The sequence below is a fragment of the Nonomuraea sp. NPDC003804 genome, from assembly GCF_040610675.1.
In the GTDB taxonomy this organism is placed as follows: domain Bacteria; phylum Actinomycetota; class Actinomycetes; order Streptosporangiales; family Streptosporangiaceae; genus Nonomuraea.
In genome coordinates this window covers 211745-238398 of the sequence record NZ_JBEXMT010000012.1, presented here as the reverse complement: position 1 = coordinate 238398, position 26654 = coordinate 211745, and the positions used below count along the sequence as shown (strand labels likewise).

The 26654-nt window shown below is 68.7% G+C and carries 24 protein-coding genes and 1 tRNA gene; 9 read left to right on the top strand and 16 right to left on the bottom strand.

The window, feature by feature from the left end:
* Positions 1 to 208: 208 nt before the first annotated feature.
* From ABZX22_RS19070 to ABZX22_RS19060, 3 genes are all read left to right on the top strand, one after another.
* Positions 209 to 487: a hypothetical protein gene (locus tag ABZX22_RS19070; RefSeq protein WP_354910512.1), complete on the top strand. Its 279-nt coding sequence runs from the start codon at positions 209 to 211 to the stop codon at positions 485 to 487.
* Complete coding sequence (locus ABZX22_RS19065; protein ID WP_354910511.1) at positions 484 to 2529, top strand: M48 family metalloprotease; 2046 nt, start codon at positions 484 to 486, stop codon at positions 2527 to 2529. Before ABZX22_RS19070 ends, ABZX22_RS19065 begins: the two co-directional genes overlap by 4 nt.
* A 327-nt stretch (positions 2530 to 2856) precedes the next feature.
* Positions 2857 to 4041, top strand: a complete 1185-nt coding sequence (locus ABZX22_RS19060; protein ID WP_354910508.1) for an acyltransferase — start codon at positions 2857 to 2859, stop codon at positions 4039 to 4041.
* A 460-nt stretch (positions 4042 to 4501) separates the two neighbouring features.
* On the opposite strand, the gene rpsA is transcribed toward ABZX22_RS19060, so the two are convergent.
* The 3 genes from rpsA to polA all read right to left on the bottom strand — a co-directional run bounded on the left by rpsA (position 4502) and on the right by polA (position 10873).
* Positions 4502 to 5983 (bottom strand): 30S ribosomal protein S1, encoded by a 1482-nt coding sequence (gene rpsA, locus ABZX22_RS19055; RefSeq protein ID WP_354910505.1) that lies wholly within the window; start codon positions 5981 to 5983, stop codon positions 4502 to 4504.
* Positions 5984 to 6207: 224 nt separating this feature from the next.
* Entirely contained in the window at positions 6208 to 7311 is a 1104-nt protein-coding gene (locus ABZX22_RS19050) for a polysaccharide deacetylase family protein (RefSeq protein ID WP_354910503.1), read from the bottom strand.
* 871 nt (positions 7312 to 8182) lie between these two features.
* The gene (gene polA, locus ABZX22_RS19045) at positions 8183 to 10873 is read right to left on the bottom strand and encodes a DNA polymerase I (RefSeq protein WP_354910501.1); all 2691 of its coding nucleotides are present in this window, start codon (positions 10871 to 10873) and stop codon (positions 8183 to 8185) included.
* A gap of 119 nt (positions 10874 to 10992) precedes the next feature.
* Between polA and ABZX22_RS19040 the strand changes: the two genes are divergently transcribed.
* On the top strand, positions 10993 to 11337 hold the full coding sequence (locus ABZX22_RS19040) for a hotdog fold thioesterase (protein ID WP_354910544.1): 345 nt from the start codon (positions 10993 to 10995) through the stop codon (positions 11335 to 11337).
* A 153-nt stretch (positions 11338 to 11490) separates the two neighbouring features.
* On the opposite strand, the gene ABZX22_RS19035 is transcribed toward ABZX22_RS19040, so the two are convergent.
* The 3 genes from ABZX22_RS19035 to ABZX22_RS19025 are packed head-to-tail and all read right to left on the bottom strand — an operon-like array spanning position 11491 to position 14075.
* Positions 11491 to 12243, bottom strand: coding sequence for an amino acid ABC transporter ATP-binding protein (locus ABZX22_RS19035; RefSeq protein ID WP_354910543.1), 753 nt, complete (start codon positions 12241 to 12243; stop codon positions 11491 to 11493).
* 8 nt (positions 12244 to 12251) lie between these two features.
* A complete protein-coding gene (locus tag ABZX22_RS19030) occupies positions 12252 to 13142 on the bottom strand; it encodes an amino acid ABC transporter permease (protein ID WP_354910499.1) in 891 nt (296 codons plus the stop codon).
* A gap of 3 nt (positions 13143 to 13145) precedes the next feature.
* On the bottom strand, positions 13146 to 14075 hold the full coding sequence (locus ABZX22_RS19025) for an ABC transporter substrate-binding protein (protein ID WP_354910497.1): 930 nt from the start codon (positions 14073 to 14075) through the stop codon (positions 13146 to 13148).
* A 197-nt stretch (positions 14076 to 14272) separates the two neighbouring features.
* Between ABZX22_RS19025 and ABZX22_RS19020 the strand changes: the two genes are divergently transcribed.
* Positions 14273 to 14818 (top strand): DUF4352 domain-containing protein, encoded by a 546-nt coding sequence (locus ABZX22_RS19020; RefSeq protein ID WP_354910495.1) that lies wholly within the window; start codon positions 14273 to 14275, stop codon positions 14816 to 14818.
* Positions 14819 to 14868: 50 nt separating this feature from the next.
* Here ABZX22_RS19020 and ABZX22_RS19015 read toward each other — a convergent pair whose 3' ends face one another.
* The 6 genes from ABZX22_RS19015 to ABZX22_RS18990 form a co-directional block, all read right to left on the bottom strand.
* Positions 14869 to 15606: an ABC transporter ATP-binding protein gene (locus ABZX22_RS19015; protein WP_354910492.1), complete on the bottom strand. Its 738-nt coding sequence runs from the start codon at positions 15604 to 15606 to the stop codon at positions 14869 to 14871.
* On the bottom strand, positions 15596 to 16336 hold the full coding sequence (locus ABZX22_RS19010; protein WP_354910542.1) for an ABC transporter ATP-binding protein: 741 nt from the start codon (positions 16334 to 16336) through the stop codon (positions 15596 to 15598). The genes ABZX22_RS19015 and ABZX22_RS19010 overlap by 11 nt, the downstream gene beginning before the upstream one ends.
* 41 nt (positions 16337 to 16377) lie before the next feature.
* Complete coding sequence (locus ABZX22_RS19005) at positions 16378 to 17511, bottom strand: branched-chain amino acid ABC transporter permease (protein WP_354910490.1); 1134 nt, start codon at positions 17509 to 17511, stop codon at positions 16378 to 16380.
* 14 nt (positions 17512 to 17525) lie between these two features.
* A complete protein-coding gene (locus ABZX22_RS19000; RefSeq protein ID WP_354910487.1) occupies positions 17526 to 18494 on the bottom strand; it encodes a branched-chain amino acid ABC transporter permease in 969 nt (322 codons plus the stop codon).
* A gap of 140 nt (positions 18495 to 18634) precedes the next feature.
* Positions 18635 to 19792 (bottom strand): branched-chain amino acid ABC transporter substrate-binding protein, encoded by a 1158-nt coding sequence (locus ABZX22_RS18995; protein ID WP_354910485.1) that lies wholly within the window; start codon positions 19790 to 19792, stop codon positions 18635 to 18637.
* A 361-nt stretch (positions 19793 to 20153) separates the two neighbouring features.
* Complete coding sequence (locus ABZX22_RS18990) at positions 20154 to 20738, bottom strand: response regulator (protein WP_354910483.1); 585 nt, start codon at positions 20736 to 20738, stop codon at positions 20154 to 20156.
* A 108-nt stretch (positions 20739 to 20846) separates the two neighbouring features.
* On the opposite strand from ABZX22_RS18990, the gene ABZX22_RS18985 reads away from it, so the two are divergent.
* A tRNA-Leu gene (locus ABZX22_RS18985) sits at positions 20847 to 20922 on the top strand.
* Positions 20923 to 21001: 79 nt separating this feature from the next.
* The gene (locus tag ABZX22_RS18980; RefSeq protein ID WP_354910482.1) at positions 21002 to 21769 is read left to right on the top strand and encodes a helix-turn-helix domain-containing protein; all 768 of its coding nucleotides are present in this window, start codon (positions 21002 to 21004) and stop codon (positions 21767 to 21769) included.
* Positions 21770 to 21844: 75 nt separating this feature from the next.
* Here ABZX22_RS18980 and ABZX22_RS18975 read toward each other — a convergent pair whose 3' ends face one another.
* Positions 21845 to 22552 (bottom strand): siderophore-interacting protein, encoded by a 708-nt coding sequence (locus ABZX22_RS18975; protein WP_354910480.1) that lies wholly within the window; start codon positions 22550 to 22552, stop codon positions 21845 to 21847.
* A 159-nt stretch (positions 22553 to 22711) separates the two neighbouring features.
* Here ABZX22_RS18975 and ABZX22_RS18970 point away from each other — a divergent pair, with 159 nt between their 5' ends.
* Positions 22712 to 23131, top strand: coding sequence for a pyridoxamine 5'-phosphate oxidase family protein (locus ABZX22_RS18970; protein WP_354910478.1), 420 nt, complete (start codon positions 22712 to 22714; stop codon positions 23129 to 23131).
* 21 nt (positions 23132 to 23152) lie between these two features.
* Positions 23153 to 24118, top strand: a complete 966-nt coding sequence (gene dapD, locus ABZX22_RS18965; protein ID WP_354910476.1) for a 2,3,4,5-tetrahydropyridine-2,6-dicarboxylate N-succinyltransferase — start codon at positions 23153 to 23155, stop codon at positions 24116 to 24118.
* A gap of 49 nt (positions 24119 to 24167) precedes the next feature.
* Here the strand turns inward: dapD and ABZX22_RS18960 are convergent, their stop codons facing one another.
* From ABZX22_RS18960 to ABZX22_RS18950, 3 genes are all read right to left on the bottom strand, one after another.
* Positions 24168 to 24395 (bottom strand): hypothetical protein, encoded by a 228-nt coding sequence (locus tag ABZX22_RS18960; RefSeq protein WP_354910474.1) that lies wholly within the window; start codon positions 24393 to 24395, stop codon positions 24168 to 24170.
* 313 nt (positions 24396 to 24708) lie between these two features.
* Positions 24709 to 26139: a pyruvate kinase gene (pyk, locus tag ABZX22_RS18955; RefSeq protein WP_354910472.1), complete on the bottom strand. Its 1431-nt coding sequence runs from the start codon at positions 26137 to 26139 to the stop codon at positions 24709 to 24711.
* 35 nt (positions 26140 to 26174) lie between these two features.
* Positions 26175 to 26612, bottom strand: a complete 438-nt coding sequence (locus ABZX22_RS18950; protein ID WP_354910471.1) for a DUF2784 domain-containing protein — start codon at positions 26610 to 26612, stop codon at positions 26175 to 26177.
* Positions 26613 to 26654 lie beyond the last annotated feature (42 nt).

The following is a 26654-nucleotide window of genomic DNA, read 5'->3' as shown; positions in this document are numbered from 1 at the left end:
GGACCTCGGGGCTGCCTATATTTCAGGGACCAGAATTCCCGTGTTGGAGGCCCAGGTGTCCGATGTGTTCGCCAAGGATCTCAGCCGTCGAGTCGTGATGAGAATCGCTCCCTCCGAATCGCCCCTGTTCGACCAGACCTGGGACGCGCTCGGCGGCAGGAACAGGTCGAGGCCTCATCGGGAGCCGCTCGGGTTCGGGTTGCCAGGGGTGGACGAGATGCTGGTGACGGCGATCGTCTCCGGCGTCGTGACCACGGTGCTCATGGATGTGGGCAAGGATGTCGGCTCGTGGACCGGCCGGCTGATCGGCCGGTTGCGCCGTCGTCCGAGGGAGCTGCCCGAGGGCCCGCCGCCGTTGTCGCCGGCCCGGCTGGCGGAGATCCGGAAGGTCGCGTACCGGAAGGCGCGCCGGATGGGCATGTCGGAGGCACAGGCCGACGCACTGGCCGATGCGGTGGTGAGTGAGCTCGCCCGCAAGCCGTCATGAACGGCCGCATCCCGTCGGCCACCGCGTCCGCGTTCGTCCTGCTGATCAGTCTGGCGTTCGCGACGACCGCGATCTACCGGCCAGGGGTGTTCGACCTGCTGTCGACGCATGGGCCGGAGGTCGCGGCAAAGGTCAGGGAGGCGTGCCTGCTGGCGGCGCTGAAGGGCCGGGACGATCCTGCGTGCGAGGTGATGAGCCGTGCGGCCGACCAGGATCTCCGGCCGGGCACGTTGCTCTGTTTCGCGACGCTCATCCTGCTCACAGGGCTGCAGTACTGGTTCGGCCCGGCCTGGCGGATCCGCCGCCGGCGGCTGCGTCCGGTCGTCGGCGAGGTCCACGATGAGTTGCGGCGGTTGTCCGAGGAGGTGCTCGGCGGCCGCCGGGTCGTCTTCCTGCTCGACGTGCTCAACCCCGCGGTGGCCGGGCTGGCGTTCGGCCGGGCCGGGCACAGGTATGTCGTGATCAGCCGGGGCACCTTGATGTTGTTCGAGCGCGATCGGCCGTTGTTCCGTGCGGTGGTGCTGCACGAGCTGGCGCACGTACGCAACAGGGATCTGGACATCACGGCGGTGACGCTGGCGATGTGGCGGTCGTACGCCGCGGTGATCCTCGTGCCGGGCCTGCTCGCCGCCGTGATCGGGGTGCTGTCGGAGCATGCGCCGTTCCTGCGGTCCGAGCAGATGCCGTTCGGCTCGAACGTGGTGCTGTCGTGGTTGTTCGCCGCCCAGATCGCCGGACTGGCGGTGCTGTCGTGGCTGACCCGCTCGGTGGTGCTGCAGTCGCGTGAGCTGATGGCCGACGCCCGCGTGTTGTCGTGGCAGGAGGACGCGACGCCGCTGCGCCGCCTGTTCGAGGAGGCGCCGGCTCCGCGCCGGTGGCCGGTGTCGCTGCGGGTGCGCACCCACCCGCATCTCGCCGTACGCCGGGCCGCGCTGGACGATCAGGCGCCGCTGGTACGCCAGGGCTTCGTCTTTCCGCTGGCCCTGGGCGGCTGCTTCTCCCTGACCATGGATCCTGCCACGTCGCTGACCGCGCAGGGACGCACCAACACGTTGCCGTGGCCGGCGGAGGTGTTCGCCCTGCTGCTGGCCGTCGCGCTGGGATTGCGGGCGTTGCGGGCCGTGGGGGCGGACAGCGACGCCGTGCACGTGCCGCTGGGCCTGGCCGTGGGCCTGGCGGGTGGCTGGGTTCTGGCCCCGAGCAGGATGACAGACCACGCGCTGGCCCCGTTCCCCGTGTCGGTGCAGCTCGCCGGGCTGGTGGTGCTGGCGGTGGCGGGCCTGCTGCTGGGGGTCTGGGTGCGGTGGGTGGCGAGAGTGTGGGCGCCGCGGGTGCAGGGCCTGTGGTCGGCGCTGGCGCTGCTGTTGCTGATCGCGGCGGTGGTGACGCTGAGCGCACGGACGTTCTACGGCATCCAGACCGACATCATCATCGCCCATGTCCAGAAATATCCGGCCGTCTCCGACCCGCTGGCACACGTCCTGATCAGCGCGCAGATCGTGCTGGACACCCGGCTGTCGGCAGGCGTCCTGCTGCTGATCGCCATCGTCCTGCTCATGCTGGCCCCGATGGCGGTACGTCTGGCCACCCTCGGCGAACGCCGGCCGCCGATGCCCCGCCGCAATGGCCGCATCGCCCTGGCTCTGGGCTGCGGAGCCACCGCGGCGGTGATCACGGCGATGGTGTCGGGCACGGTCAACGGCTACGTCTTCCAGAGCCCTGGCACCACCCTGTCGGGCTTCATCGCGGCCGGAGCCGCTTTCGGCGCCGCCCTCGCGGCCGGCGTGGCCGGGTTGTCCGGGACGTCGCCGGTCGCGAAGGGCATGGTGACAGGGCTGGCCGCCGCGGTGCTGTACGCCCTCGTGCTGGAGTTGGTGGTGCTCCCCATGAGGGCGGCGCTGCCGTGGATGCTTCACATGCTCATCCTGGAGCGCATACTGGAGGCCGCGCTGATCGCCGGGCTGGCCACGGCGCTGCTGGCCCGGCTGCTGCCCGTCCGCAGGGAGCTGGGTTCGGTCGGCGGTGTACCCGTACGGGGGTGAGATCGGCTTTCCCTGGGCGAAGCGGTCGGGGGCGAAGGCGGAGACGTCGATGGTCTGCGGGATGCCGAGGGCGAGCCCGGCGAGAGCCCGCCCCCCGGCGGGGCAGATCTTGAACCCCATCCCGGAGAACCAGCCGCGCCGATCAGCCCTTCGGCCCCGGTCACGGAACCGAGCATCGGCCGGGCATCGGGAAGCGCATCCACCGCGGAGAAGGTCGATCGGCCGTGAGCGAGGGCCCTTTCCCGCGTCCAGGGAATCGATCGTCGGTACGGGAGACGTGTCCCTGGATGGGGGCGATTGGCCGGGCAGGTCCGATAAGTTGGCTAAATGTCCCTTGCCAGCACATTGGCGCCACCGAGCGGAACTCCCGTTCTGTCGCGTCTGGCGTGGCTGGACGCGCTCCGCGGCATCGGGGCGGTCGCCGTACTGGCCGAGCACATGCTGCCGTGGGTGATCCCGTCGCTGCGGCCGTACTGGTTCAACCTCGGCATGTACGGCGTGCTGGTCTTCTTCCTCGTCAGCGGCTACATCATCCCGACCTCCCTCGAACGCCGCGGCGACGTCGGCGGCTTCTGGATCGGCAGGATCTTCCGCCTCTACCCGCTCTATCTCACCGTGATCGCCGTGGTGCTGGCCGCCTCGTGGTGGATCCCGGTCCGCGTGGACGTCCCGCGGGAGCCGTCCTCGGTCGCCGCGCACGCCACGATGCTCCAGGACGTCCTCGGCACCGCCGCCCTGGTCGACACCATGTGGACCCTCGCCTACGAGATGGTCTTCTACCTGCTGGTCACCATGCTGTTCGTCGCTCGAGCGCACCGCCGCAGCGGCCAGATCGCGATCGTGTTCGGTGCGGCCGCCGTGGTCAGCGGACTGGTCATGGCCGCCGCGCCGGTCCCCCCGGGCCCCTGGCCCTCGTGGTCGGCGTTCGCGGTCTTCGGTGTCGGTCTCGCGTGCCTGGTCAGCGGCAGGTTCGTGAAGCCCGCCGCCTGGGTCATGGGTGCCGGCGCCCTGGCCCTGCTGGTGCTGACGAGCAGGGTGCCGTGGTTCGGACTGGCCATCCTCGCCGTCATGTTCGCCGGGACCGCCATCCAGCGGTGGGAGCGGGGCGAGGGCGCGCTGTGGCCCGTCGCGGTCACGGCCGCCCTCGTCGCGGTGGCACCCGCGTGGGCGACCCAGGCCGGCTGGTGGTGGGTACGGCCCGGCGTGTGGATCACCACGATCGCCCTGGCCGCCGCGACGTTCGCGGTGGCGATGGCGTTGCGGCGGCGCCTTTCGTTCCGCTTCCTGGCGTGGCTCGGAACGATCAGCTATTCGCTCTACCTGCTGCATCATCCGCTGCTGAAGGCCTTCGTCGTCGTGACGGGGGATCTGCGCCGGGCCGCGCTGCCCGTCCAGGCGGGGATGGCCGCGCTGTATGTGGTGCTGGTGCTGGGGACCAGCTGGCTGACCTACCGCTGCGTGGAGTCCCCCCTGCAGCGCCTCGGCCGCCACGTCATCACCCGCCGCCGCTGACCCCGAGCTGACGACCACCACCCACACCGACCCACCGGATGCACCCGGGCCGCTGCTTCCCCGCACGCCGGTAAGGTTTCCGCGCCGTGCCGATGGCTACCGGATGCCGGCTACTTGCTGCTCTCCCGGCCCGGGCGCCGGACCCGTCGAACGGGGTGGCTCGGTGTGCCCAGTCCGTCGGGGCGGCCGACCACGTGCGCTCGGTGACGCGTATCCCTGGACAGGCCCCGGCCCCGTGCCCAGGGTGGCGCGTGGCACGGCTTGCCGTACGGGAAGGAAAGCGCCCCGCCGTACGGGAAGGAAAGCAACCCGCCGCACGGGAACGAAGGCAACGCGCCGTACGGGGAAGAAGCGAGTCGCCCTACCGGAACCACCAGAAAGAAGCGCGGGAACGGGAAAGGCCCCGCACGAAGGTCGTGCGGGGCCTTTCGGCTAGCTCAGGTCGAGCGAGGGTAGAGCGTCAGCTCTGCCCGCCGGCGAGCTTCTCGCGCAGGGCCGCGAGAGCCTCGTCCGAGGCGAGCGCGCCCGAGGCCGGAGCCGAGGACGAGCTGCTGCTGGACGGGGCCTGGGTCTCGCCGCTGTAGGACGAGGGGACCTCACCGGCCTCAGCCTCGGCCTTGCGGGCCTCCTCGATCTGCTTCTTGTGGGCCTCGAAGCGGGTCTGCGCCTCGGCGTACTGGCGCTCCCACTCCTCACGCTGCCTGTCGAAGCCCTCGAGCCACTCCCCGGTCTCCGGGTCGAAGCCCTCGGGGTAGATGTAGTTGCCCTGGTCGTCGTACGTGGCCGCCATGCCGTACAGCGTCGGGTCGAACTCGACCTCGGCGCCGACGCCCTCGTTGGCCTGCTTCAGCGAGAGGCTGATGCGACGACGGTCGAGGTCGATGTCGATGATCTTGACGAAGATCTCGTCGCCGACCTGGACGACCTGCTCGGGGATCTCCACGTGGCGCTCGGCCAGCTCGGAGATGTGGACCAGGCCCTCGATGCCCTCCTCGACGCGGACGAACGCACCGAACGGCACCAGCTTGGTGACGCGGCCCGGCACGACCTGGCCGATCTGGTGGGTGCGGGCGAACTGCTGCCACGGGTCTTCCTGCGTCGCCTTGAGCGAGAGGGAGACGCGCTCGCGCTCCATGTCGACGTCGAGAACCTCGACGGTGACCTCCTGGCCGACCTCGACGACCTCGGAAGGGTGGTCGATGTGCTTCCAGGACAGCTCGGACACGTGAACCAGACCGTCGACGCCGCCGAGGTCCACGAACGCACCGAAGTTGACGATCGAGGACACGACGCCCTTGCGGACCTGGCCCTTCTGGAGGGTGTTGAGGAAGGTCTGGCGGACCTCGGACTGGGTCTGCTCGAGCCAGGCGCGGCGGGACAGGACCACGTTGTTGCGGTTCTTGTCCAGCTCGATGATCTTGGCTTCGAGCTCGCGGCCGACGTAGGGCTGCAGGTCGCGAACACGGCGCATCTCGACCAGGGACGCCGGCAGGAAGCCGCGCAGGCCGATGTCGAGGATGAGACCACCCTTGACGACCTCGATGACGGTACCGGTGACGATGCCGTCCTCGTCCTTGATCTTCTCGATCGTGCCCCAGGCGCGCTCGTACTGGGCGCGCTTCTTGGACAGGATCAGGCGACCCTCCTTGTCCTCCTTCTGGAGAACGAGGGCCTCGACGTGCTCGCCGACCTCGACAACGTCGGCCGGGTCGACATCGTGCTTGATCGAGAGCTCACGCGAGGGGATGACACCCTCGGTCTTGTAACCGATGTCGAGCAAGACCTCGTCTCGATCGACCTTGACGACGGTGCCCTCGACGATGTCGCCGTCGTTGAAGTACTTGATGGTCTCGTCGATCGCGGCGAGGAAGGCCTCTTCGGAACCGATGTCGTTGACCGCTACCTGCGGGGTGCTCGAGGTGGCCTCGGTGCTGCTCGTCATGTGTGGAATTGCTCCGAACGCGGACAGATGTCGATGTGGCGGATGCGCAGCAGGCTCTCTTCCGCATCAAGCCGAGGATGACGTCATCGACGAGACCGAGCGCGAGCCCGCTCCGTCTGAGGCGCGCGCGAGCCCACAGCGCAGCGATCAGCATATGAGACCTGGCGGGCGGGGTCAATCCGAGGACACGGGAGCGCAACGGGCGCAAAGCCGCGTGAGGCCGCCTAGTAGGCGTTGAGCTGGGCTCTCCGCTTGGCGGCGATATTACCCGCAGATTTCCGTGGGATGGAGATCCGCTGTGGGTCTCCATCGGAGACGTAGCGCTCACCAGGGTGCTTGTTCAGCCATTCCAGCCAGTACTCAGAGCACCACTTCCGGCATTCGCCCCGTTTGCCGTTGCTCTGGATGCGTTGGATCGCACCCCGATCGAAATTTTTCGCGTAAGGCGAAACGGAGGGCTCTGCTCCTGCGAGGAAGACGCCGGCGAAATCATACCCGGTGCCGTTCCATGATCCGGCCCTGGCGATCTTCCTGGGGTGCGGCATGGAGCCGAACGGCAGCGCGAGCGTGTCGCCCTCCGGCGCGCCGAACTTCTTCAGCAGCCGTTGCAGCCTGACGATCTGCTCCTTGACCTTCTTGTCCGGCAGCACGGCCAGGTTGGGGTGGCCCCAGGTGTGGTTGGCCACCTCGAAGCCGTGGTCGGTCAGCCACCGCACGGCCCTCGCCTGGTCGTCCTGCCGCTGCAGCCCGAACGGCTGGCGGTTGACCCAGAAGGTGGCCACGGGCCGGAAGCCGGGGTATTTCCTGGCCACGTCGTAGATGATCGCGACGGCGGTGTCCTTCTTCGGCATGCCCGTACCGTCCAGCGCGAAGTGGCTCGGATGGCCGTCGTCGAAGGTGAGCACGACGGGGAACTTGCCGGCTGGCACCGCGATGTCGCCGGTCACGAACTCCTTGGCGGTGATCGGGACGTACCCCTGCCTGGCCAGCTTCTCCAGCTCCTGGCGAAGTTGCGAGGGCGTGCGGTCGATCGACGCGAACCGCTTCTTCATGATCCGGTGATACATGATCGCCGGGACCAGGCCGAGCTCGTTGGCCTTCACCTGCTTGGCGAACTCCGGCGTGGCGGTGACCGGAGGCGGCCGGTCGGAACTGGGCAGGTCCGCTTCCGCCTCGGGGGTCGCCGGAGCGTTCCCTGACGGCTTGGCCGTGCCGACCGTCGCGGCCTGCCCGACGGTCGGCCCGCCGGCTGTGGGCAGCAGTAAGAGGGTGGCGATCGCGATCGTGATGACCACGACGTTGGCTAGCCCGATGATCCGCGTGAGCAACGCTGAATTCCGCACTGAACTCCCGTGCCGATCGGGGGCAGACCAACCATCTCAGCCTAGACCAGAACGGCTCAGAGGCTTTCATGATCGATCCGCCCGGTGGTCACATTCCCCTGCCGCTGCCCGCCGCCGGCGGCCGCAACCCCGCGCCGAGCGCTTCCCGCACAGGCCGGCCCTGTCCAGCCGAGGCACCCACCCGTCACGAGCAGGGCGCATCCTCAGCCGGGCAGGTCACGGGCGAGGTCAGGATCCCGAGCGAGTCACACCGAGCGAGTCACACCGAGCGCCGCGCATCCGGACGGCCGCGCCGGACGGAGCGCACGAGCGTCCAGAAGGACACCCGCCCGGCCCGGACGCAGCGCACGGGCCTCCGGAGGACGCGTGCAAGGCCCGAACGCAGCGCACGGGCCTCCGGAGGACACGCGCCAGGCCCGGACGGAGCGCACGGGCCGCCGGCAGGGCAGCCTGGGCAGGTTCGTTCGTTCGCCGGCGGGACAGGCGTCGTGCCGAGGGCATGTGAAGCGCCGCTCCCCGAGACGAACAGCCCGTCAGTCACCCCCGTGGCCGGCGGCATCGGCAGCGGCCACGGCGCGCGCGAGCGTCCGCCCGCGGTCCGAAGAAGGCGGCCGACGACCCCGGCGTCCGCCACCCCGGCCCCGCGGGGCTGGAGTGGCGTGATGGACGGGCGCCGGCCCCGCGCCCAGAGTGGCCTCTCCCCCGCGTGCCGTACAGGCATGGGGCCTTTCCCGTGCGTGCCGTACAGGCACGGGAGCCTGTCCCGTGAAACGGGCGCGGTGGCCTCTCGCGTGCGTGCCGTACAGGCACGCCCGTCGGTGCGCCTGGCGGACATTCCCGGCCGGACGCCCGGCGGTCAGTGGCCGGCGTCCTCCCAGGTACGGCCGACGCCGACGGAGACCTCCAGGGGCACGCGCAGGCTGTAGGCCGAGTTCATCTGGTCGCAGACGACCTGGCGGAGCGTCTCCAGCTCGCCAGGGGCCACCTCGAAGACCAGCTCGTCGTGCACCTGCAGCAGCATGCGCGAGCGCAGCCCCTCCTCGCGCAGCGCCTGGCTCACGTGGAGCATCGCGACCTTGATGATGTCGGCCGCCGAGCCCTGGATCGGCGCGTTGAGCGCCATCCGCTCGGCCATCTCCCGCCGCTGCCTGTTGTCGCTGGTCAGGTCGGGCAGGTAGCGGCGGCGGCCCATGATGGTCTCGGTGTAGCCGTCCTTGCGGGCCTGGGTGACGATCTCGTGCAGGAAGTCGCGGACCCCGCCGAACTCCTCGAAGTACTCCTCCTTGAGCGCCCTGGCCTCGGCGACGGGGATGTTGAGCTGGCCCGACAGGCCGAAGTCGGACAGCCCGTAGGCCAGGCCGTAGTTCATCGCCTTGATGCGGGCCCGCAGCTCGCCGTCGACCTGCTCGGGCGGCAGGTCGAAGACGCGGGCGGCGGTCGCCTGGTGGAAGTCGTGGCCCGACTCGAAGGCGGCGATCAGCGACTCGTCGCCCGACAGGTGGGCCATGATCCGCAGCTCGATCTGGCTGTAGTCGGCCGTCAGCAGCGTCTCGTAGCCCTCCCCGACGACGAAGCCCTGCCGGATGCGGCGGCCCTCGGACGTGCGGATCGGGATGTTCTGCAGGTTGGGCTTCTCGCTCGACAGGCGCCCGGTGGCGGCGACGATCTGGTTGAACGTCGTGTGGATGCGTCCGTTGTCGGAGATCTCCTTGATCAGACCCTCGACCGTGGTGCGCAGCTTCTGCTGGTCGCGGTGACGCAGCATGATGACCGGCAGCTCGTGGTCGGTCTGCGTGGCCAGCCAGGCGAGCGCGTCGGCGTCGGTGGTGTAGCCGGTCTTGGTCTTCTTCGTCTTGGGCAGGTTGAGCCTGACGAAGAAGATCTCCTGCAGCTGCTTGGGCGAGCCGAGGTTGAACGGCTCGCCGACCACCCGGTGCGCCTCCTCGACGGCCTGCTTGACGGCGGCGCCGAACTCGGCCTCCAGGCCCGCGAGGTAGGCGCGGTCGGCGCCGATGCCGGCCCGCTCCATCTCGGCCAGCACGCTCAGCAGCGGGAGTTCGACGTCCTCCAGCAGCTGGGTGCCGCCCCGCCCGGCCAGGAACGACTCCAGCGAGTCGGCCAGCTCGCGCACCGCGTGGGCGCGCAGAGCGAGGTCCTTGGCGGGCGCGTCCTCGTCGTCGCCGAACAGCGCGGCCTGGCCGCCGGACTCCTCCTCGACCTTGAGGTCGCGGTGGAGGTAGCGGCGGGCCAGATCCTCGAGGGCGAAGGTGCGCTGGCCGGGCATGGCCAGGTAGGCGGCCAGCGCCGTGTCGCACGACAGGCCCTTCAGCTCCATCCCCTGGGCCCACAGGGCCAGCATGGGCCCCTTGGCGTCGTGGACGGCCTTCGGCCTCGCCTCGTCGCCCAGCCACGCGCTGAGGGCGCTCTCGTCGGCCTCGGTGAGCCGTGTGGGGTCGATGTGGGCGGCCGTGCCGTCGGGCGAGGCGATCGCGATGCCGTCGATGCGGCCGCGGCCGCTGCCGTAGGCGCCGCGGAAGGCCACTCCCGCGCGGCCCTCGGGCATCGCCGACAGCCATCCGGCCACCCTGTCGGGACCGAGGATCACGGTCTCGACCTCGAAGCCCTGCTCGGGCTCCGCCTCGCCGGTGCCGAGCACCTTGAAGACGCGCTCGCGCAGCTCGCCGCGGATCTGCAGGGAGTCGAACAGCTTGTTGATCTCCTCGCGGTCCCAGGTGCCCTGCCGCAGCTCGGCCAGGTCGGCCTCGACGGGCACGTCGCGCAGCAGCTCGGTCAGCCGCCGGTTCATCAGGACCTGGGCGACGTGCTCGCGCAGCTTGTCGCCGACCTTGCCCTTGACCTCGTCGACCCGGTCGATGAGGGCGGTCAGCGAGCCGAACTCGCGCACCCACTTGGCCGCGGTCTTCTCGCCCACGCCGGGGATGCTCAGCAGGTTGTCGCTGGGGTCGCCGCGCAGCGCGGCGAAGTCGGGGTACTGCTGCGGGGTCAGGTCGTACTTCTCCTGCACGGCCTCGGGAGTGAAGCGGGTCATGTCGCTGATGCCGCGCCGGGTCATCAGCACCGTGACCGCGGGGCTGACCAGCTGGAGCGCGTCGCGGTCGCCGGTGACGATCAGGACGTTCATGTCCTCGGCGGCGGCGCGGGTGGCCAGCGTGGCGATCAGGTCGTCGGCCTCGTAGCCGGCCAGCGACAGCCGCGGGATGCGCAGCGTGTCGAGCAGCTCGAAGATCAGCTGCATCTGGCCGCGGAAGTCCTCCGGCGTCTCGCTGCGGTTGGCCTTGTAGTCGGCGTACTCGGCATGCCGGAACGTGGGCTCGGACCGGTCGAAGCACACCACCACGTTGGTCGGCTGCTCATCCCGCAGGATGTTGGTCAGCATGGAGGTGAACCCGTAGACCGCCTCGGTGTGCTGACCGTCGGTGGTCATCAGGTTGGCATCCTTCAAGGCGTAGAACGCCCGATAGGCAAGGGAATGCCCATCCAGGAGCAACAGGCACGGACGGGCGGGGGTCACTTCACTCTTCGGCACACTCGCAGCCTAGTCTCCATGTGCGACAGAAAACGTGAGCTCTAGGTACAGGAGGCACCCCCTTGACGTTCGACGTGGCAGCGGTGAACGAGCTGAACAAGGGCACGATCGGCGAGCGCATGGGCATCGAGTTCCTCGAGGCCGCCGCCGAGCGGGTGGTGGCGAGGATGCCGGTGAAGGGCAACACCCAGCCGTACGGCCTGCTGCACGGCGGCGCCTCGGTGGTCCTCGCCGAGTCGATCGGCTCGATCGGCGCGGCCATTCACGCCGGACCCCGGCGCATCGCGGTGGGGATCGAGATCAACGCCACCCACCACAGGTCCGCGACCGAGGGTTACGTGACCGGCGTGGGCACCATGCTGCACGGCGGCAGGTCACTGGCGAGCTACGAGGTGGTGATCACCGACGAGCAGGGCCGCCGGGTGTGCACCTCACGCATCACCTGCATGCTGCGGGACGCGTGAGTCACAGGCGCGACTTGTGCCTATTCTTTGCGCGCCCGCCCCGGGGATCGCTACGGTGGTGCCGACAGACCCGCGGGGAGGCCGAGTAGAAAACGTGTGGGGCCGGGGAAGCCCTGCACGGTCCCAAAGGCCCCCCCGGGTTGCCCCTTACGGCTAGAGCACCTTCGACAGGAACAGCTTCGTCCGCTCGTGCTGCGGATTGCCCAGCACCTCGCGCGGCGCCCCCTTCTCGACGACGACGCCGTCGTCCATGAACACCAGCGAGTCGCCGACCTCGCGCGCGAAGCCCATCTCGTGGGTGACCACGACCATGGTCATGCCCTCCCGCGCCAGTCCCTTCATGACGTCGAGGACCTCACCGACCAGCTCGGGGTCGAGCGCGGAGGTCGGCTCGTCGAAGAGCATGAGCTTCGGCTGCATGGCCAGCGCCCTGGCGATCGCCACGCGCTGCTGCTGGCCGCCGGACAGCTGGGCGGGGTAGTTGCGCATCTTCGCGCCCAGCCCGACCCGCTCCAGCAGTTCGGCGGCCCTGGCGCGGACGGCGGCCGAGGACTCCCGCTTGACCCGCTGGGGCGCCTCCATGACGTTCTCCAGCGCGGTCATGTGCGGGAAGAGGTTGAAGCGCTGGAACACCATGCCGATGTCCTTGCGCTGCGCGGCGACCTCCTTCTCCTTGAGCTCGTGCAGCTTGCCGCCGTGCTCGCGGTAGCCGATCAGCTTGCCGTCGACCCACAGGCGGCCGGCGTTGATCTTCTCCAGGTGGTTGATGCAGCGCAGGAAGGTGGACTTGCCTGATCCCGACGGGCCGATGACGCACATCACCTCGCCGTTGCGCACCTCGAGGTCGATGCCCTTGAGCACCTCGACGTGGCCGAAGTTCTTGCAGACCTGCTCGGCCCTGACCATCACATCGCTCACGCCGCACCGCCTATGATCCTGACCCGGCCGCCGCCAGGGTGCGCTCCCCTGGCGAAGTGGCGCTCCAGGTAGTACTGCCCCACCATCATGATCGAGGAAAGGATCAGGTACCAGATGCACGCCATGATCAGCATCGGGATGACCTGATAGGTCGAGGCGTAGATCGTCTGCGCGGTGAAGGTCAGCTCGAGGTACGGCACGGCCGCCACCAGCGAGGTGTTCTTCAGCATCGAGATGGCCTCGTTGCCCGTCGGCGGCACGATGACACGCATCGCCTGCGGCAGGACGATCCTGCGCATCGTCTGCATGCGGGTCATGCCCAGCGCCTGGGAGGCCTCCTGCTGGCCGGGATCGACCGACACGATGCCGGCCCTGATGATCTCGGCCATGTAGGCGGCCTCGTTCAGGATCAGGCCGATCGCCGCCACCAGGGCCAGATTCCCCACCAGCGCCTGCGTGCTGAAGCTGATGAACTCCGGCCCGAAGGGGATGCCGAGGCTCAACGTCGGGAACAGCGCCCCGATGGCGCTCCAGATCAGCAGCTGGGTGTAGAGCGGGGTGCCGCGGAAGATCCACAGGTACACCCACGCCGTGCCGCGCATCAGCGGGTTGGGCGACATCCGCATCAGCGCGAGCACGACGCCCAGGCCGATGCCGCCGACCATGGCCACGAGCGTGAGCCAGATCGTGTTGCGCACGCCGTTCAGGACCGGCGCGGACAGGAAGTACCGCCACTGCTCGGGCCAGTTGTAGTTCGGGTTGGTGATGAGGTTGCTCACCAGCATCGCGGCGAGCACCACGATGACGGCCGCCGCCACCCACCGGCCGGGGTGCCGGACGGGCACGGCCCTGATCACCTCAGGGCGTGCCCTCTCCGTGTCGCTCATGGGTTATCCCTGTGCTCCGTTGATGACCGGGTCCGTGATGGCACCGTCGCCGACGCCCCACTTGTCGAGGATCGACTTGTAGGTGCCGTCCGCGATGAGCTCCTTCAGCGCGCCGAGCCACGCGTCCTTGAAGGTCGCGGAGTTCTTGCCGATGGCGTAGCCGTAGGGCGCGGTGTCGTAGGCCTGGCCGATGATCTCCAGCTTGCCGCCGGTCTGCTTGACCGCGTAACCGACGATGGGCGAGTCGGCGAGCATGCCGTCGATCTTGCCCGACACCAGGTCGGCGTTGACCTCGGTCTGCTGCTTGCGCACGACCTGCTCGATGGCGGGCTTGCCCGCCTTTGTGCACTCCTCGCTCTTGGCCTTGATGTCGTCGACCTGCACGGTGCCCTGCTGCACACCGATCTTCTTGCCGCAGGCGTCGGCGGGGTTGACCGCCTTCGGGTTGCCCGTCTGGGTGGCCCAGGAGGTGCCCGCGGAGTAGTAGGTGACGAAGTCGACGACCTTCTCCCGCTCCTTGTTGTCCGTGAAGGAGGAGGCGCCCAGCTCGTACTTGCCCGACTGCAGGCCCGGGATGATCGTGTCGAAGCCGGCGTTCTGGAACTCGGCGGTCAGGCCGAGCTTGCCCGCGACGGCCTCCACCAGCTCGACGTCCCAGCCCACGATCTTCTGCGTGGCGGGGTCGACCGACTCGTTCGGCGGGTAGGAGGCGTCGACACCGACGATCAGCTTGCCGTCCGACTTGATGGCGTCGGGCACCATCGCCGCCAGCGTGCTCTGCGGGCTGGCCGCCGCCGAGGAGGCCCCGGTTGCCGCCGTGGCCGCCGGACTGGCGGCAGTGGTGCCGCCTCCGCCACCACAGGCCGTGAGCGTCAGCGCGCCCGCGACGACGAACGTGCCAGCCGCGAGCGCGCGGCGGGAAAGAGTACCCATACTCACAACGGTCCCCTTCGGTTCCTGGTCTTGTCGCAGAGATGCTCCCGCAAGCTTGTCACCAGGCAGATCACCGCTCAGACACAATCGGACAACTTCCTACAAGCGTAAGTCTTTCGATGAAGACCGAATATCGGCTCAACATCTCTTGCGGCGGACACCTGTCACATTGCCCGCCCTCCTCGTACGGTGGCGACGTGCGCCGACCCGTCCTCACCGCGTGCGCCCTCGTGGCGCTGAGCGCCCTCCTGTCCGCCTGCAGCCCCGCACCTCCACCGGCGAAGCCTCAGGCTAGCCCGACCTACGACCTGCCGGCCCGCCCGGTCCGCGTCAACGAGGTGCCGATCCACGCGGCGCCCGTCACCGACGGCGACACGCGATTCCAGGTGATCGGCCTGCAGACCGGCCAGGCCAGCCTCTCAGGCAGCCACGCGGAGTGGCCCGCCAAGGGACAGTTCGTCACTGTCCGTGTCGTGGTGGAGAACCCGGGAAGATCCACGTCCCGGTTCGACGCGCGCAAGCAGCGGCTCGTCACGGCCGACGGGCGGGCGTTCCCCATCAGCGACACCGCGCAGATCACCAAACGCCAGCCCGTCGAGATCCCGGTGGGCGCCGGCGTGCGCATGGAGATGGACCTCTGGTTCGACATCCCCAAGGACGCCAGGCCCACCGCCGTCAAGCTGTACGGTGACCCGCCCATCGGCTATCCCACCACCGACGGCGTCCAGGTGGCGCTCACATGAGGGTGAGGTGAGCGCGGGCGGAACCTGGACGGCCCCGCCCGCGCCGTACGTCAGTGCTGCTGGCCGTTGGCGCTGGTCTCGCCCAGGTCGCCGCCCAGGTAGGCGGCGCGCACGGCCGGGTCGTTGAGAAGGTCGTGCGCCGGAGCGCTCTTGACGATCTTCCCGGTCTCCAGCACGTAGGCCCGGTGGGCCAGTTGCAGCGCCTGCTGGGCGTTCTGCTCCACCAGCAGGACCGTCGTGCCCCTGCGGTTGATCTCCTCGATGATGTCGAAGATCTGCTTGACCAGCAGCGGCGCCAGACCCATCGAGGGCTCGTCGAGCAGGAGCACCTTCGGCTTGGCCATCAGCGCCCTGCCGATCGCCAGCATCTGCTGCTCACCGCCGGACATCGTGCCCGCGGCCTGGTTGCGCCGCTCGGCGAGCCTGGGGAACAGCTCGTAGGCCTCGTTCAGCTCTGGGGCGATGTCGCCGCCGCGCGAGTAGGCGCCCATCAGCAGGTTGTCGTGGACCGACATGCCGGGGAAGATGCCGCGGCCCTCGGGCGCCTGGCCCAGGCCCGCCTCGACCCGCTTGTGGCCGGCCAGCTTGCTGATGTCCTTGCCGTCGAAGACGATCGAGCCCGACGACAGCGGGCGCAGGCCCGAGATGGTCTTCAGCGTGGTCGTCTTGCCCGCGCCGTTGGCACCGATGAGTGTGACGATCTCGCCCTCGTTGACCTCGACCGAGATGCCCTTGATCGCCTCGATCTTGCCGTAGTGGACGTGGATGTCCTTGACCTCAAGAAGCATCTGCGGGTGCCCCCAAGTACGCCTCGATGACCCGAGGGTCGTTCCGCACCTCGTCGGGCAGGCCGTCCGCGATCTTCTGACCGAAGTCGATGACGCCGATGCGGTCGCTGATGCCCATGACGAGGCTCATGTCGTGCTCGATCAGCAGGACGGTGCGTCCCGCGTCCCGGATCTTCCTGATGAGCTGCTGCAGCGACTCCTTCTCCGCGGGGTTCATGCCCGCCGCGGGCTCGTCGAGCAGCAGCAGCTTCGGCTTGGTGGCCAGCGCCCTGGCGATCTCCAGCCGGCGCTGGTCACCGTAGGCGAGATTCTTGGCGTAGTCGCCGGCCCGGCTGGCCACGCCGCAGAACTCCAGCAGCTCCATCGCCAGCTCGCGGCCCTCGCGCTCGGCCTTGCGGTGCCACGGCAGGCCGAGAGCCACGCTGACCATGCCCGACCTGTGGTGCGCGTCGGCGCCCACCATGACGTTCTCCAGCGCCGACATGTTGTGGAAGAGCCGGATGTTCTGGAACGTACGGGCGATGCCCCGCTTGGTGATCTTGAAGCGCTTCAGGCCGCTGATCTTCTCGCCCTCGAAGCGCACCTCGCCCTCGGTCGGCTGATAGACGCCGGTGACCACGTTGAACACCGTGGTCTTGCCGGCGCCGTTCGGGCCGATCAGCGCGAAGATCTCGCCCTCGTTGACGGTGAGCTCGACGCCGCGCAGCGCCGTCACGCCGCCGAAGCGCATCGTGAGCCCTCGCAGCTCGAGCAGGGCCTTCTTCTCCTGGTTCACTTGCTGGCCCCCTCAACGACCTCGGGCTTGGCCTCGGGCCCCGCGACCTCGGCACCGAGACTGCCCATGCCGCCCGAACCTTCCTTCAGCTCGGCCTTGCGTTGTCTGGAGGGCAGCAGACCCTCCGGCCTGAAGATCATCAGAGCGACCAGCACCGCACCGAAGATCAGCATGCGGTACTCCTGCAGGCCACGGAAGCGCTCGGGCAGCCACGCGACGATGAACGCGCCCAGCATGACACCCGGAAGGTTGCCCGCGCCACCCATGACCACCGCGGCCAGGATCGTCGCCGACAGCAGGAACAGGAAGTCGTTCGGGTTCAGCGAGATGACCTTGGCCGCCCAGACCACGCCCATCGCGCCACCGATCGAGGCGCCGATGGCGAAGGCGAGCATCTTGAACCTGAAGGTCGGCACGCCCATGACCTCGGCGGCGTCCTCGTCCTCCCGGATGGCCGCCCAGGCCCGGCCGACGCGGCTCTTCTCCCAGCGCTTCACCAGGATGATCACGACGACCGCGAGCGCGACCAGCATGTAGTAGTACGGCCGCGGGTCCAGCACGCCGTACTTGAAGATCTGGATGCCGAACAGCTCCACACCCTCGATGCTCGGCGGGTGCGGGATGCCGCGGATACCGTTCGGGCCGCCGATCGCGTCGGTGTTGCGGGCCGTGATGCGGATGATCTCACCGAAGCCCAGCGTGACGATCGCCAGGTAGTCACCGCGCAGCCGCAGCGTCGGCGCTCCCAGCACGACGCCGGACAGGGCGCAGATGAGGATGCCGACGACCAGGATCTCCCAGAAGTTCCAGCCCAGCCTGGTGCCCAGCAGGCCCATCGCGTAGCCGCCCACCGCGTAGAAGGCGACGTACCCGAGGTCGAGCAGGCCGGCCTGGCCGACCACCACGTTGAGGCCGATCGCCAGCACCACGAAGGTGCCGATCGGGAAGAACAGCACGCTCGCCCAGTCGGAGTACGGCGACATGATCGGCGCCAGCGAGTCCGACGGGAGGAGCAGCGCGGCGACGATGAGCAGGATGTAGACCGCCCAGCGCTGCCACCAGGGAGCCACGGCCCACGCGTGGTGCAGGCGGTCGGTGAAACCGCCCCACGCGGAACGGATGTTTGACATTGCGTTCTTCTGGTTCATGCGCGCGCCTGCTGGAGTGATTCACCGAGAAGACCGGTGGGCCGGAACATCAGGACCAAGACGAGGACCGTGAACGAGATCACGTGCTTCCAGTCGGAGCCGAAGATGATGGCGCCGTAGTTCTCCACCAACCCCAGCGCGATTCCGCCGACCAAGGCGCCACGAAGGTTTCCGATGCCGCCGAGAACGGCTGCGGTGAAGGCTTTGATGCCGAAGAGAAAACCGATGTAGTAGTTGGTGTTCTCGTACGCGAGCAGATACAGCGCGCCGGCCACACCGGCCATCGCGCCGCCGATCAAGAACGTCATCTGGACGATCTTGTTGATGTCGACGCCCATGAGCACCGCGGCCTCGGGATTCTGCGCGGTCGCGCGAATACCACGGCCGATCTTGGTCCGGTTGACCAACCGCTCCAGCAGGATCATCATCAGCAGCGCGGACACGACCACGAACACCTGGTGAGCCATCACCTTGTGACCGAAGATCGAGAACAGCTCCGTGCGCTCCATGATGCGCGGCAGGCCCATCTGAATGCGGCCGCGCTCAGGCCTGTCGAAGACGGTAGGGATGATCAGGAGCGCGAACAGCTCCTGAAGGAAGATGGAGGCGCCGATGGCCGAGATGAGCGCGGCCAGGCGGGAGGCGCCACGCTTGCGCAGCGGGCGGTAGGCGATCCGCTCGAGCGCCGCGGCGGTGCCCGCCGAGGCGAGCGCACCGGCCGCGATCATGGCCACGACGAGGCCGACCAACGCGACACCGGTCAGGGGCGAGTTGATGCCGAGCGCGAACGGCACGTACATCGCGCCGAAAGTGCCGATCATGAACACTTCGGAGTGCGCGAAGTTGATCAGCCGCAGCACGCCGTACACCATCGTGTATCCGAGCGCGATCAGCGCGTAAATGGATCCGAAGGCAAGGCCGTCAATGGTTTGCGGCCAGAACTGAGCAAAGAAGTCATTGAACACTTGACGATAACCACTTCTAGGCGAGGGTTCTCCAGCACTGCCGGTAGCGAATGCGCGAAAGGAGCGGGACCGCTCGCGGCGATCCCGCTCCCCGCGTTCATCAGCTACCCGATCTCACCTGAGAGACAGGCGGGAGACCGTTACCCGAGCTTGGCCTCGGAAGCCTTGCCGAGCAGGCTGATGTTGCCACCCTTGACCTGGTACATGTAAATGTCCTTGGCCACGACCTCACCATTGGACTCGAACTTCACCTGCTTGGAAACGCCGGGGAAGTCGACCGTCTGGATGAAGGTGTTGATGTCCTCGGGCGTCACCTTGCCGGCCTTGACGGCCTCGATGAAGACCGAGGCGGCGTCGAAGCCCTCGGTGGCGTAGATGGCGGGGTCGGCGCTGTAGGCGGCCTTGTAGTCCGCCGCGAACTTCTTGACCTTCTCGTCGGTCACGTCAGGCGTGGCGATGTAGCAGGGGCAGCCCACGAGCGCACCCTCGGCGTTGGCCGCGCCGGCGCCCTCGATGAGACCCTTGTCCAGCGAACCGTCGCCGCTGAAGAACTTGGCGTCCTTCACACCCTTGTCACGCAGCTGCTTGAGCAGCGGACCGGCCGCCGCGTAGTAGCCGCCGAAGAAGATGGCGTCGGGCTTGCCCGCGGCCACCTTGTTGACCACCGAGGAGAAGTCGCTCTCCGCCGGGTCGAGCGAGTCGTCGGTGACGGTCACGCCCTTGGACTTCAGCTGCGCGCGGACAGCGTCGGCCAGCGGCTTGCCGTACTCGGACTTGTCGTCGATCACGAAGACGTTCTTGGCCGCGGCGGCGCCGGCGATGAAGTCGGCGATGCCGGGACCCTGCACGCTGTCGTTCGGCAGCACGCGGTGCCAGTACTTCCAGCCGTTCTGTGCCAGCGCGGCGTTGGTCGCCGAAGCCGAGACACTCGGAATCTTGGCCTCTTCAAGCACCGGAGCCACCTGGGCGGACTCACCGGAGAACGCGGGGCCGACCAGAGCCACGATCTTGTCGGTCTTGATGGCCTGCTGGGCGAGGCCGACCGCCTTGGTGGCGTCAGCCTGGCTGTCGTACTCCACCATCTCGATCTTGACCTTGGGGTTGGTCGCGTTGTACTGGTCGATGGCCAGCTTCGCGCCGTTCCTGGGCGGGATCACGATGCCCGCGTTGGAGCCAGTCAGGTCGCCCATGAAGCCAATCTTGACAGTGGTGGGCGCCGCTTCACCGCCACCAGTGGGCGCTCCCGCGGGAGCGCCGGAGCCGCCGCCGCACGCGGCGAGCCCGAGCGTGAGAGCCATACCAACGGCAAGCGCGCCGCCGAAGCGAGCAATCTTTGGCCGCAAGGCTGCCTTCCTTTCGCCTGATCCTTTGTCAGGACCGGAATCACAGAGTCATACCCATGCTGGGCCGACCCAGGGGGGTTGTGACGGTTAGTACAGCCAGGAGATGTCACGGGTTGGTACAGCGAACAGCCTCGTTACCGCTTCGTTATTACACCGATCCTTTACGGCTACCGCAGCGAATTGAAAGGTCAAACAACCTCAAAGGAACGTTCCACAGTATGAAACGACCAGTAGACACTTCCGCACATCAGAGGGCATGCTGATGTGAAATCGGTCGGCGGATGACGCTGTGGCGGTCGGGAATCCGGCCGATTCCTCACCCCTGCTTGGCGGCGTCGTCCACGACGATCTGCGCCACCTCGCGCATGCTCAGCCGGCGGTCCATCGAGGCCTTCTGGATCCACCTGAACGCCTGGGGCTCGCTCCAGCCGTGCTGGGCCATCAGCAGACCCTTGGCCCGCTCGACGAGCTTGCGGGTCTCCAGCCGGCCCGACAGCGACGACACCTCGGCCGCCAGCGCCACCATCTCCTCGTGCCTGCTGACCGCCATCTCGATCGCCGGCACGAGGTCGGCCTTGGTGAACGGCTTGACCAGGTAGGCCATGGCGCCCGCGTCACGCGCCCGCTCCACCAGGTCACGCTGGGAGAAGGCGGTGAGGATGAGGCAGGGCGCGACCCTGTCGGCCACGATCCGCTCGGCGGCGGAGATGCCGTCGAGGATGGGCATCTTCACATCGAGGATCACCAGGTCGGGACGGAGCTCGGTGGCCAGCTTGATCGCGTGCTCGCCGTCACCGGCCTCGCCCACGACGACGTAGCCGTCCTCCTGGAGCATCTCCTTGAGGTCGAGGCGGATCAGCGCCTCGTCTTCCGCGATCACCACTCGCCGCTGCGTACTCACGAGCAGAAGCCTACCGACGTCCGCTAGATTAGATCCACGCTGGCGTCCGGGGCTGATCCACCGCTGTGGGTAGACTCTGGACAGCAGAACCGGACAAGTCCGAAAAATGCCCCGATATCCCAACGGCAGAGGAAATGGTCTCAAACACCATCGAGTGTGGGTTCGAATCCCACTCGGGGCACCATCACCGCCGACCCTCCGATCCCACCCCTCCGTAGAGCCACCATCCCGGAACTGTCGGTGACGGTCGCCATGCTGGCGGCATGCACCCTCGCGACACCGTGGACCGCGCCCTTTCCCTGTCCGCCCATGGCGTGAGCGACAGGGAGGTGGCCGCGCGATGCGGCGTCTCCGTCGGCGCCGTCAGGAAGTGGCGCACGGGCGAGCGGCGGGCCCGCGACGAGGCCGACCGACGGCGGCGCCGCGACTGCCCGCGATGTCACGACCGCCCGATGGACGTCACCTCCTACGCCCAGTTGCTCGGTCTCTATCTGGGCGACGGCCACCTCGCCCTGGGGCGCAAAGGGGTCTACCGGCTGTCGATCTCCTGTGCCGACGACTGGCCCGGCCTGATCGAGGAGACAGCCTCGGTCATGTCACGTGTCATGCCGACCTCGGCGGTCCACCGTCGCTCACGCAGAGGCGGCACGGAGGTGACGAGCCAGTCCACCCACTGGGCATGCCTGTTCCCCCAGCACGGGCCCGGCCCCAAGCACCTGCGTGCCATCGTGCTGGTCCCCTGGCAGAAGGAGATCGTCGAGGCGCATCCAGGCCGGTTCGTGCGGGGGCTGATGCACGCCGACGGCTGCCGCGGCGTCAACCGGGTCAGGCGCGTGCTTCCCAGCGGGGTTCGGTGGTACGAATATCCGCGCTACCACTTCAAGAACGAGTCGGCCGACATCCTCCGGCTCTGCGGGGAGGCGCTCGACCTGCTGCGGGTGGCGTGGCGCTACAGCAACCGCAACGACATCTCGGTGGCCAGGCGCGAGGCCGTCGCTCGGCTGGATCTTCATGTCGGCCCCAAGTACTGAGCCCTGCCCGTCGGCGCCCGGGCCGACCGGCGGCCCGGTCGCGGCCCCTTGTCCCGGCTCGCCCGCGGCCCCGGGTCAGTCGAGGCCTTTCCTGCCCGGGGTCCAGAACGGCTTGGTGATGACGTCCCGCCGCGGCCAGCCCCGCTCGCCGACCAGGTGCGCGCGGACGGCCTGGATGGTGCGCGCCTCGCCCGCCAGGTAGGCGACGCCGGGCGCGTCGGGCAGGTCCAGCGCCGCCACCGCCTTCACCAGCGTCTCGGAGCCGGCCGCGGGGGCGCCGCTCCTGCACACCCTGACCAGGTCGCGCGGCAGGTCGAGATGGTCGCCGCCCTCCTCGGCCTCCACCGCGCCGAAGACCGCCGCGTCCGCCGGTACGGCACGCAGCATCGCCCCGAACGCCACGGCGGCCGTCTCCTCCCCCGCGAACAGGTGGTACGGCGCGCCCTGCCGTACGGTGAGCTTGCCTTCGGGTTTGGTGAAGGCGACCTCCTGGCCGGGGCGGGCGGTCCTGACCCAGGTGGCGCCGGGCGCGTCGGCGCCGTGGTCGTATCCGACTAGGTCGATGCACTCCCATGTGGGGTCGTGCTGCCAGACGGAGTACGTGCGCAGCGTCAGCGGGGCGTCGACGAGGACGCGGACGTGTTGTCCCGGTGTCCAGGCCAGGCCGGCGACGGCCTGCCCGGCGATCCTGAGCCTGCGCATCCTGGGGGCGACCTGTTCGGCCGCCACGATCTCGCCGGTGACGAACAGCCGGGAACGCAACGCGCGGGTGATGATGTTCACGGCACCCCTCTCCGATATATCTGTACTATTCGGCGACTATATCGCGACATATCGCGCTGCACACGGGGTTCTGCGCCCCGAGATGTCGGCGGCGGCTCGGTTGGGATCGCGCTGGGCGGGGATGTTCTCCATCGACGTGATCACTGGAGGGGGGCAGGGATGACGCTGACCGTGTCGGACCGTGAGGCGTTCCTGGCAGAACCACACATCGGGGCGCTGGCCGTACATGAGGAGGAAGGGCGCGGGCCGCTGGCCGTGCCGGTCTGGTACCACTACACGCCCGGCGGCGAGGTGGCGTTCCTGACCGACGGCGACTCCCGCAAAGCCGCGCTGATCACCAAGGCCGGGCGGTTCACCATGCTCGCCCAGCGGATGATCCCCACCTACCGCTACGTCTCGGTCGAGGGCCCCGTCATCTCCGCCAACCCGACGACCGTGGAGGAGATGGCCAAGATCGCCGCGCGTTACCTGCACGAGGACGCCGTCGAGGGCTACGTCGCCCAGTCGAACCTCTCAGCGCTGGTGACCTTCCACATGCGTCCCGAGCGCTGGCTGTCGGCTGACCTGGGCACCATCTGACGCTCCGGTATTTTGTGCCATGTGACTGCTATCGATCCCACCAGCACCGGCGCGTACGGCGTCGGGCTTGCCACGATTGCCGCCGACGGCACGGTTCTCGACACCTGGTTCCCCGCCCCCGCGTTGGGTGAACCGCCCTCCGTGGGCACGCGGCGCCTGTCCGCCGAGGAGGCCGGCGACCTCGCCGCGCTGACCGGCAGGGACGACGCCCGTGGGGTCGAGGTGGTCGCCGTCCGCACCGGCATCGCCAAGCTGTCGGAGGCGCCCGCCGACGCCCACGACGCCTACCTGCGCCTGCACCTGCTGTCGGCCCGACTGGTCCGCCCGCACGGGCTGAACCTGGACGGCGTGTTCGGCAAGCTGGCCAACGTCGTGTGGACCAATCACGGCCCGTGCGCCGTCGACGGCTTCGAGCAGACCAGGGTACGGCTGCGCGCCAAGGGCACGGTGACCGTCTACGGCGTGGACAAGTTCCCGCGGATGGTCGACTACGTGGTGCCGTCCGGGGTGCGCGTGGCCGACGCCGACCGGGTACGGCTCGGCGCCCACCTGGCCAGCGGCACCACGGTCATGCACGAGGGCTTCGTGAACTTCAACGCCGGAACGCTCGGCGCGTCGATGGTCGAAGGGCGGATCTCGGCCGGCGTCATGGTCGGCGACGGCTCCGACGTCGGCGGCGGCGCCTCGATCATGGGCACCCTGTCCGGTGGCGGCAAGGAAGTCATCTCGATCGGCGAGCGCTGCCTGCTCGGCGCGAACGCGGGCATCGGGATCTCGCTCGGCGACGACTGCGTGGTGGAGGCCGGGCTGTATGTCACGGCCGGCACCAAGGTGGCCCTCCCCGACGGGCGCGTGGTGAAGGGCAAGGAGCTGTCCGGCTCGAGCGGGCTGCTGCTGCGCAGGAACTCGCAGACGGGAGCGGTGGAGGCGGTTCCGCGCACCGGAACGGGCATCGAACTGAACGCGGCCCTGCACGCCAACGACTGACCCCGGACCCTTCTGTGTCGCCGACCGGAGCCATGGCCGGTCGGCGACGTCAGTCGAACAACTCGTCCACGGTGGTGACGTCGAACGCCCGGTCGATCCACGCGTCCGCGAGATCGGGATCGTGGCAGGCGAGGATCCGCTCCCGCGCCTGCTCCGAGACGACGAGCTTCCGCCTGGCGAGGATCTTCAGGATGGCCTCGGCCTTCCCTTCAATCCTCCCTTCGGCCTGATACTTTCGAGCGAAGTCGCTCTTGTACTCGTACGTTCCCACAGCCATCAATTCCTCCAGATGCTTGCGGGCGGCCTCCGGCAGCGCCGAGACCCATGGCCGGTAGATTACCGAAAGTTTGCTCGCACTACGCTCCGTATATCGATATTGCCTTCGAGGAAGGCGCGAGGCACCGCGGGAGCACACTCCTGAAATCGACAGCCGAAGGCGAGGAGCGCGCCTGCGCGGTGGCTCCCCGGAGGATGCGCGTCCGGGGAGACACAGCCGAGGGCGCCAGGCGGGTGACCGTACCGCTCGCCTGGGGTTCGCCCGTCACGTCCGTATCGGGACGGCACGGGCGCCCGGGTGAAGGGGCGTGTTGTCAGTGGGCGTGGGAGACGGCGGAGCCGATCGTGTGGACGCGCAGCGCGTTCGTCGAGCCGGGCGTGCCGGGAGGCGAACCCGCGACGATGACGACCTTGTCGCCCTTCTCCAGCCGGCCGGTTGACAGCAGGGACGCCTCCACCTGCCTGACCATGTCGTCGGTGTGGTGCACGAACGGCACCTGGAACGTCTCCACTCCCCACGTCAGCGACAGCTGTCCGCGCACGTGGGGCGCGGAGGTGAAGGCCAGCAGCGGGATCGGCGAACGGTAGCGGGCCAGGCGGCGCGCGGTCTCGCCGGACATCGTGAACGCGACCAGCGCCTTCGCCCCGACGATCGCGCCGACCTCGGCCGCGGCGCGGGCGATGGCGCCGCCGGTGGTCTCGGGGAGACGGTCGAGGCTGTGGGTGGCGCGCAGCGACGACTTCTCCGCGGCGCAGGCGATGCGGTCCATGGTGGCGACGGACTCGACGGGGAAGCTGCCGACCGAGGTCTCGCCGGACAGCATGACCGCGTCGGCGCCGTCCATGACGGCGTAGGCGACGTCGGAGGCCTCGGCGCGGGTGGGACGCGGGGCGTTCATCATCGAGTCGAGCATCTGGGTGGCCACGATGACCGGGCGGGCCTTCTCGCGGCACAGCTCGATGATGCGCTTCTGGACGATCGGCACCTCTTCGAGAGGCAGCTCGACGCCGAGGTCGCCGCGGGCGACCATGATGCCGTCGAACGCCTCGACGATCTCGGGCAGCCGCTCGACGGCCTGCGGCTTCTCGATCTTGGCGAGCAGCGGGAGCCGTACGGCCTCCTGCTCCATGATGTTGCGGACCACGTCGGCGTCGGAGGGGCGGCGCACGAACGACAGGGCGATCATGTCGAACCCGGTGCGCAGCGCCCAGCGCAGGTCGGCCTCGTCCTTGTCGGTGAGGGCGGGGGCGCTGACGTTGACACCCGGCAGGTTGAGCCCCTTGTTGTCGGAGATCATGCCGCCGATGACGACGCGGGTGGTGACGCGCGGGCCGTCGACGCGGGTGACCTCCAGGACCACGCGCCCGTCGTCGACGAGGATCGTGTCGCCGGGCCGCACGTCGTTCGGCAGGCCCTTGTAGGTCGTGGAGACCTGCTCGCGGTCGCCGGGGACCTCCTCGGTGGTGACGGTGAACACGTCACCGAAGCCCAGGCGCACCGGGCCTTCCTCGAACTTGCCCACCCGGATCTTGGGGCCCTGCAGGTCGGCGAGCACGCCTACACCGCGGCCGAGGTCGGCCGCCACCTCCCGCACGCGGTCGAAGACCTCCTTGTGCAGCTCGTGGGAGCCGTGGCTGAGGTTGAAGCGGGCGACGTCCATGCCGGCGCCGATCAGCTCGCGGAGCCGGTCGGGCGTGGAGGTGGCAGGACCGAGGGTACAGACGATTTTCGCGCGACGAGTCACGTGTCCTACCTTAATTGGTACAGACCACTTGGCAGTCACGCGCGGGAGAAATCCCGGTGACGACGTCTCCACAGGTACCCGACCCAGGAGATAACTACAAGGACGGCCACGCCGAGCCGTACGAGATCAGTGTATTTCTCCGGATAGATGACGCCCTCGATGTAGTGGTCGATGAACCCGGACGCCGGCAGCCCCGCCATCCCGGCCCGACGACGCCCCCAGTCCTCGGCGACGGTCAGCGGGCACTCGACGCCGGTGATGATCGACAGCACTCCCCAGCCGGCGACCGCCAGGTGCGCCCAGATGGAGCGCGGCCACCGCCACGCGAGGAAGCCGCCCACCGCCAGGTAGGCGAGGAACAGGAAGTGCGTGGTCATCGCGGCGTCCGCGACCAGCCGGTACAGCATGCCGTCCAGTACGGTCCTGTCCAGCAGCGTCCCGTCCGGTAGCGTCCCATCCAGTACGGCAAGCACGAGATAGCTCCTCCGTGGTCACCGGCTGACGTCTGCCCGGTC

What these genes read in the sequence shown, in the direction of transcription:
- ABZX22_RS19065 (WP_354910511.1), top strand. Translation starts at nt 484, where the DNA reads ATGAACGGCCGCATCCCGTCGGCCACCGCGTCCGCGTTCGTCCTGCTG.
- ABZX22_RS19060 (WP_354910508.1), top strand. Translation starts at nt 2,857, where the DNA reads ATGTCCCTTGCCAGCACATTGGCGCCACCGAGCGGAACTCCCGTTCTG.
- rpsA (WP_354910505.1), bottom strand. Translation starts at nt 5,983, where the DNA reads ATGACGAGCAGCACCGAGGCCACCTCGAGCACCCCGCAGGTAGCGGTC.
- ABZX22_RS19040 (WP_354910544.1), top strand. Translation starts at nt 10,993, where the DNA reads ATGGGCATCGAGTTCCTCGAGGCCGCCGCCGAGCGGGTGGTGGCGAGG.
- ABZX22_RS19035 (WP_354910543.1), bottom strand. Translation starts at nt 12,243, where the DNA reads ATGGTCAGGGCCGAGCAGGTCTGCAAGAACTTCGGCCACGTCGAGGTG.
- ABZX22_RS19030 (WP_354910499.1), bottom strand. Translation starts at nt 13,142, where the DNA reads ATGAGCGACACGGAGAGGGCACGCCCTGAGGTGATCAGGGCCGTGCCC.
- ABZX22_RS19025 (WP_354910497.1), bottom strand. Translation starts at nt 14,075, where the DNA reads ATGGGTACTCTTTCCCGCCGCGCGCTCGCGGCTGGCACGTTCGTCGTC.
- ABZX22_RS19015 (WP_354910492.1), bottom strand. Translation starts at nt 15,606, where the DNA reads ATGCTTCTTGAGGTCAAGGACATCCACGTCCACTACGGCAAGATCGAG.
- ABZX22_RS19010 (WP_354910542.1), bottom strand. Translation starts at nt 16,336, where the DNA reads ATGCGCTTCGGCGGCGTGACGGCGCTGCGCGGCGTCGAGCTCACCGTC.
- ABZX22_RS19005 (WP_354910490.1), bottom strand. Translation starts at nt 17,511, where the DNA reads ATGTCAAACATCCGTTCCGCGTGGGGCGGTTTCACCGACCGCCTGCAC.
- ABZX22_RS18995 (WP_354910485.1), bottom strand. Translation starts at nt 19,792, where the DNA reads ATGGCTCTCACGCTCGGGCTCGCCGCGTGCGGCGGCGGCTCCGGCGCT.
- ABZX22_RS18980 (WP_354910482.1), top strand. Translation starts at nt 21,002, where the DNA reads ATGCACCCTCGCGACACCGTGGACCGCGCCCTTTCCCTGTCCGCCCAT.
- ABZX22_RS18970 (WP_354910478.1), top strand. Translation starts at nt 22,712, where the DNA reads ATGACGCTGACCGTGTCGGACCGTGAGGCGTTCCTGGCAGAACCACAC.
- ABZX22_RS18960 (WP_354910474.1), bottom strand. Translation starts at nt 24,395, where the DNA reads ATGGCTGTGGGAACGTACGAGTACAAGAGCGACTTCGCTCGAAAGTAT.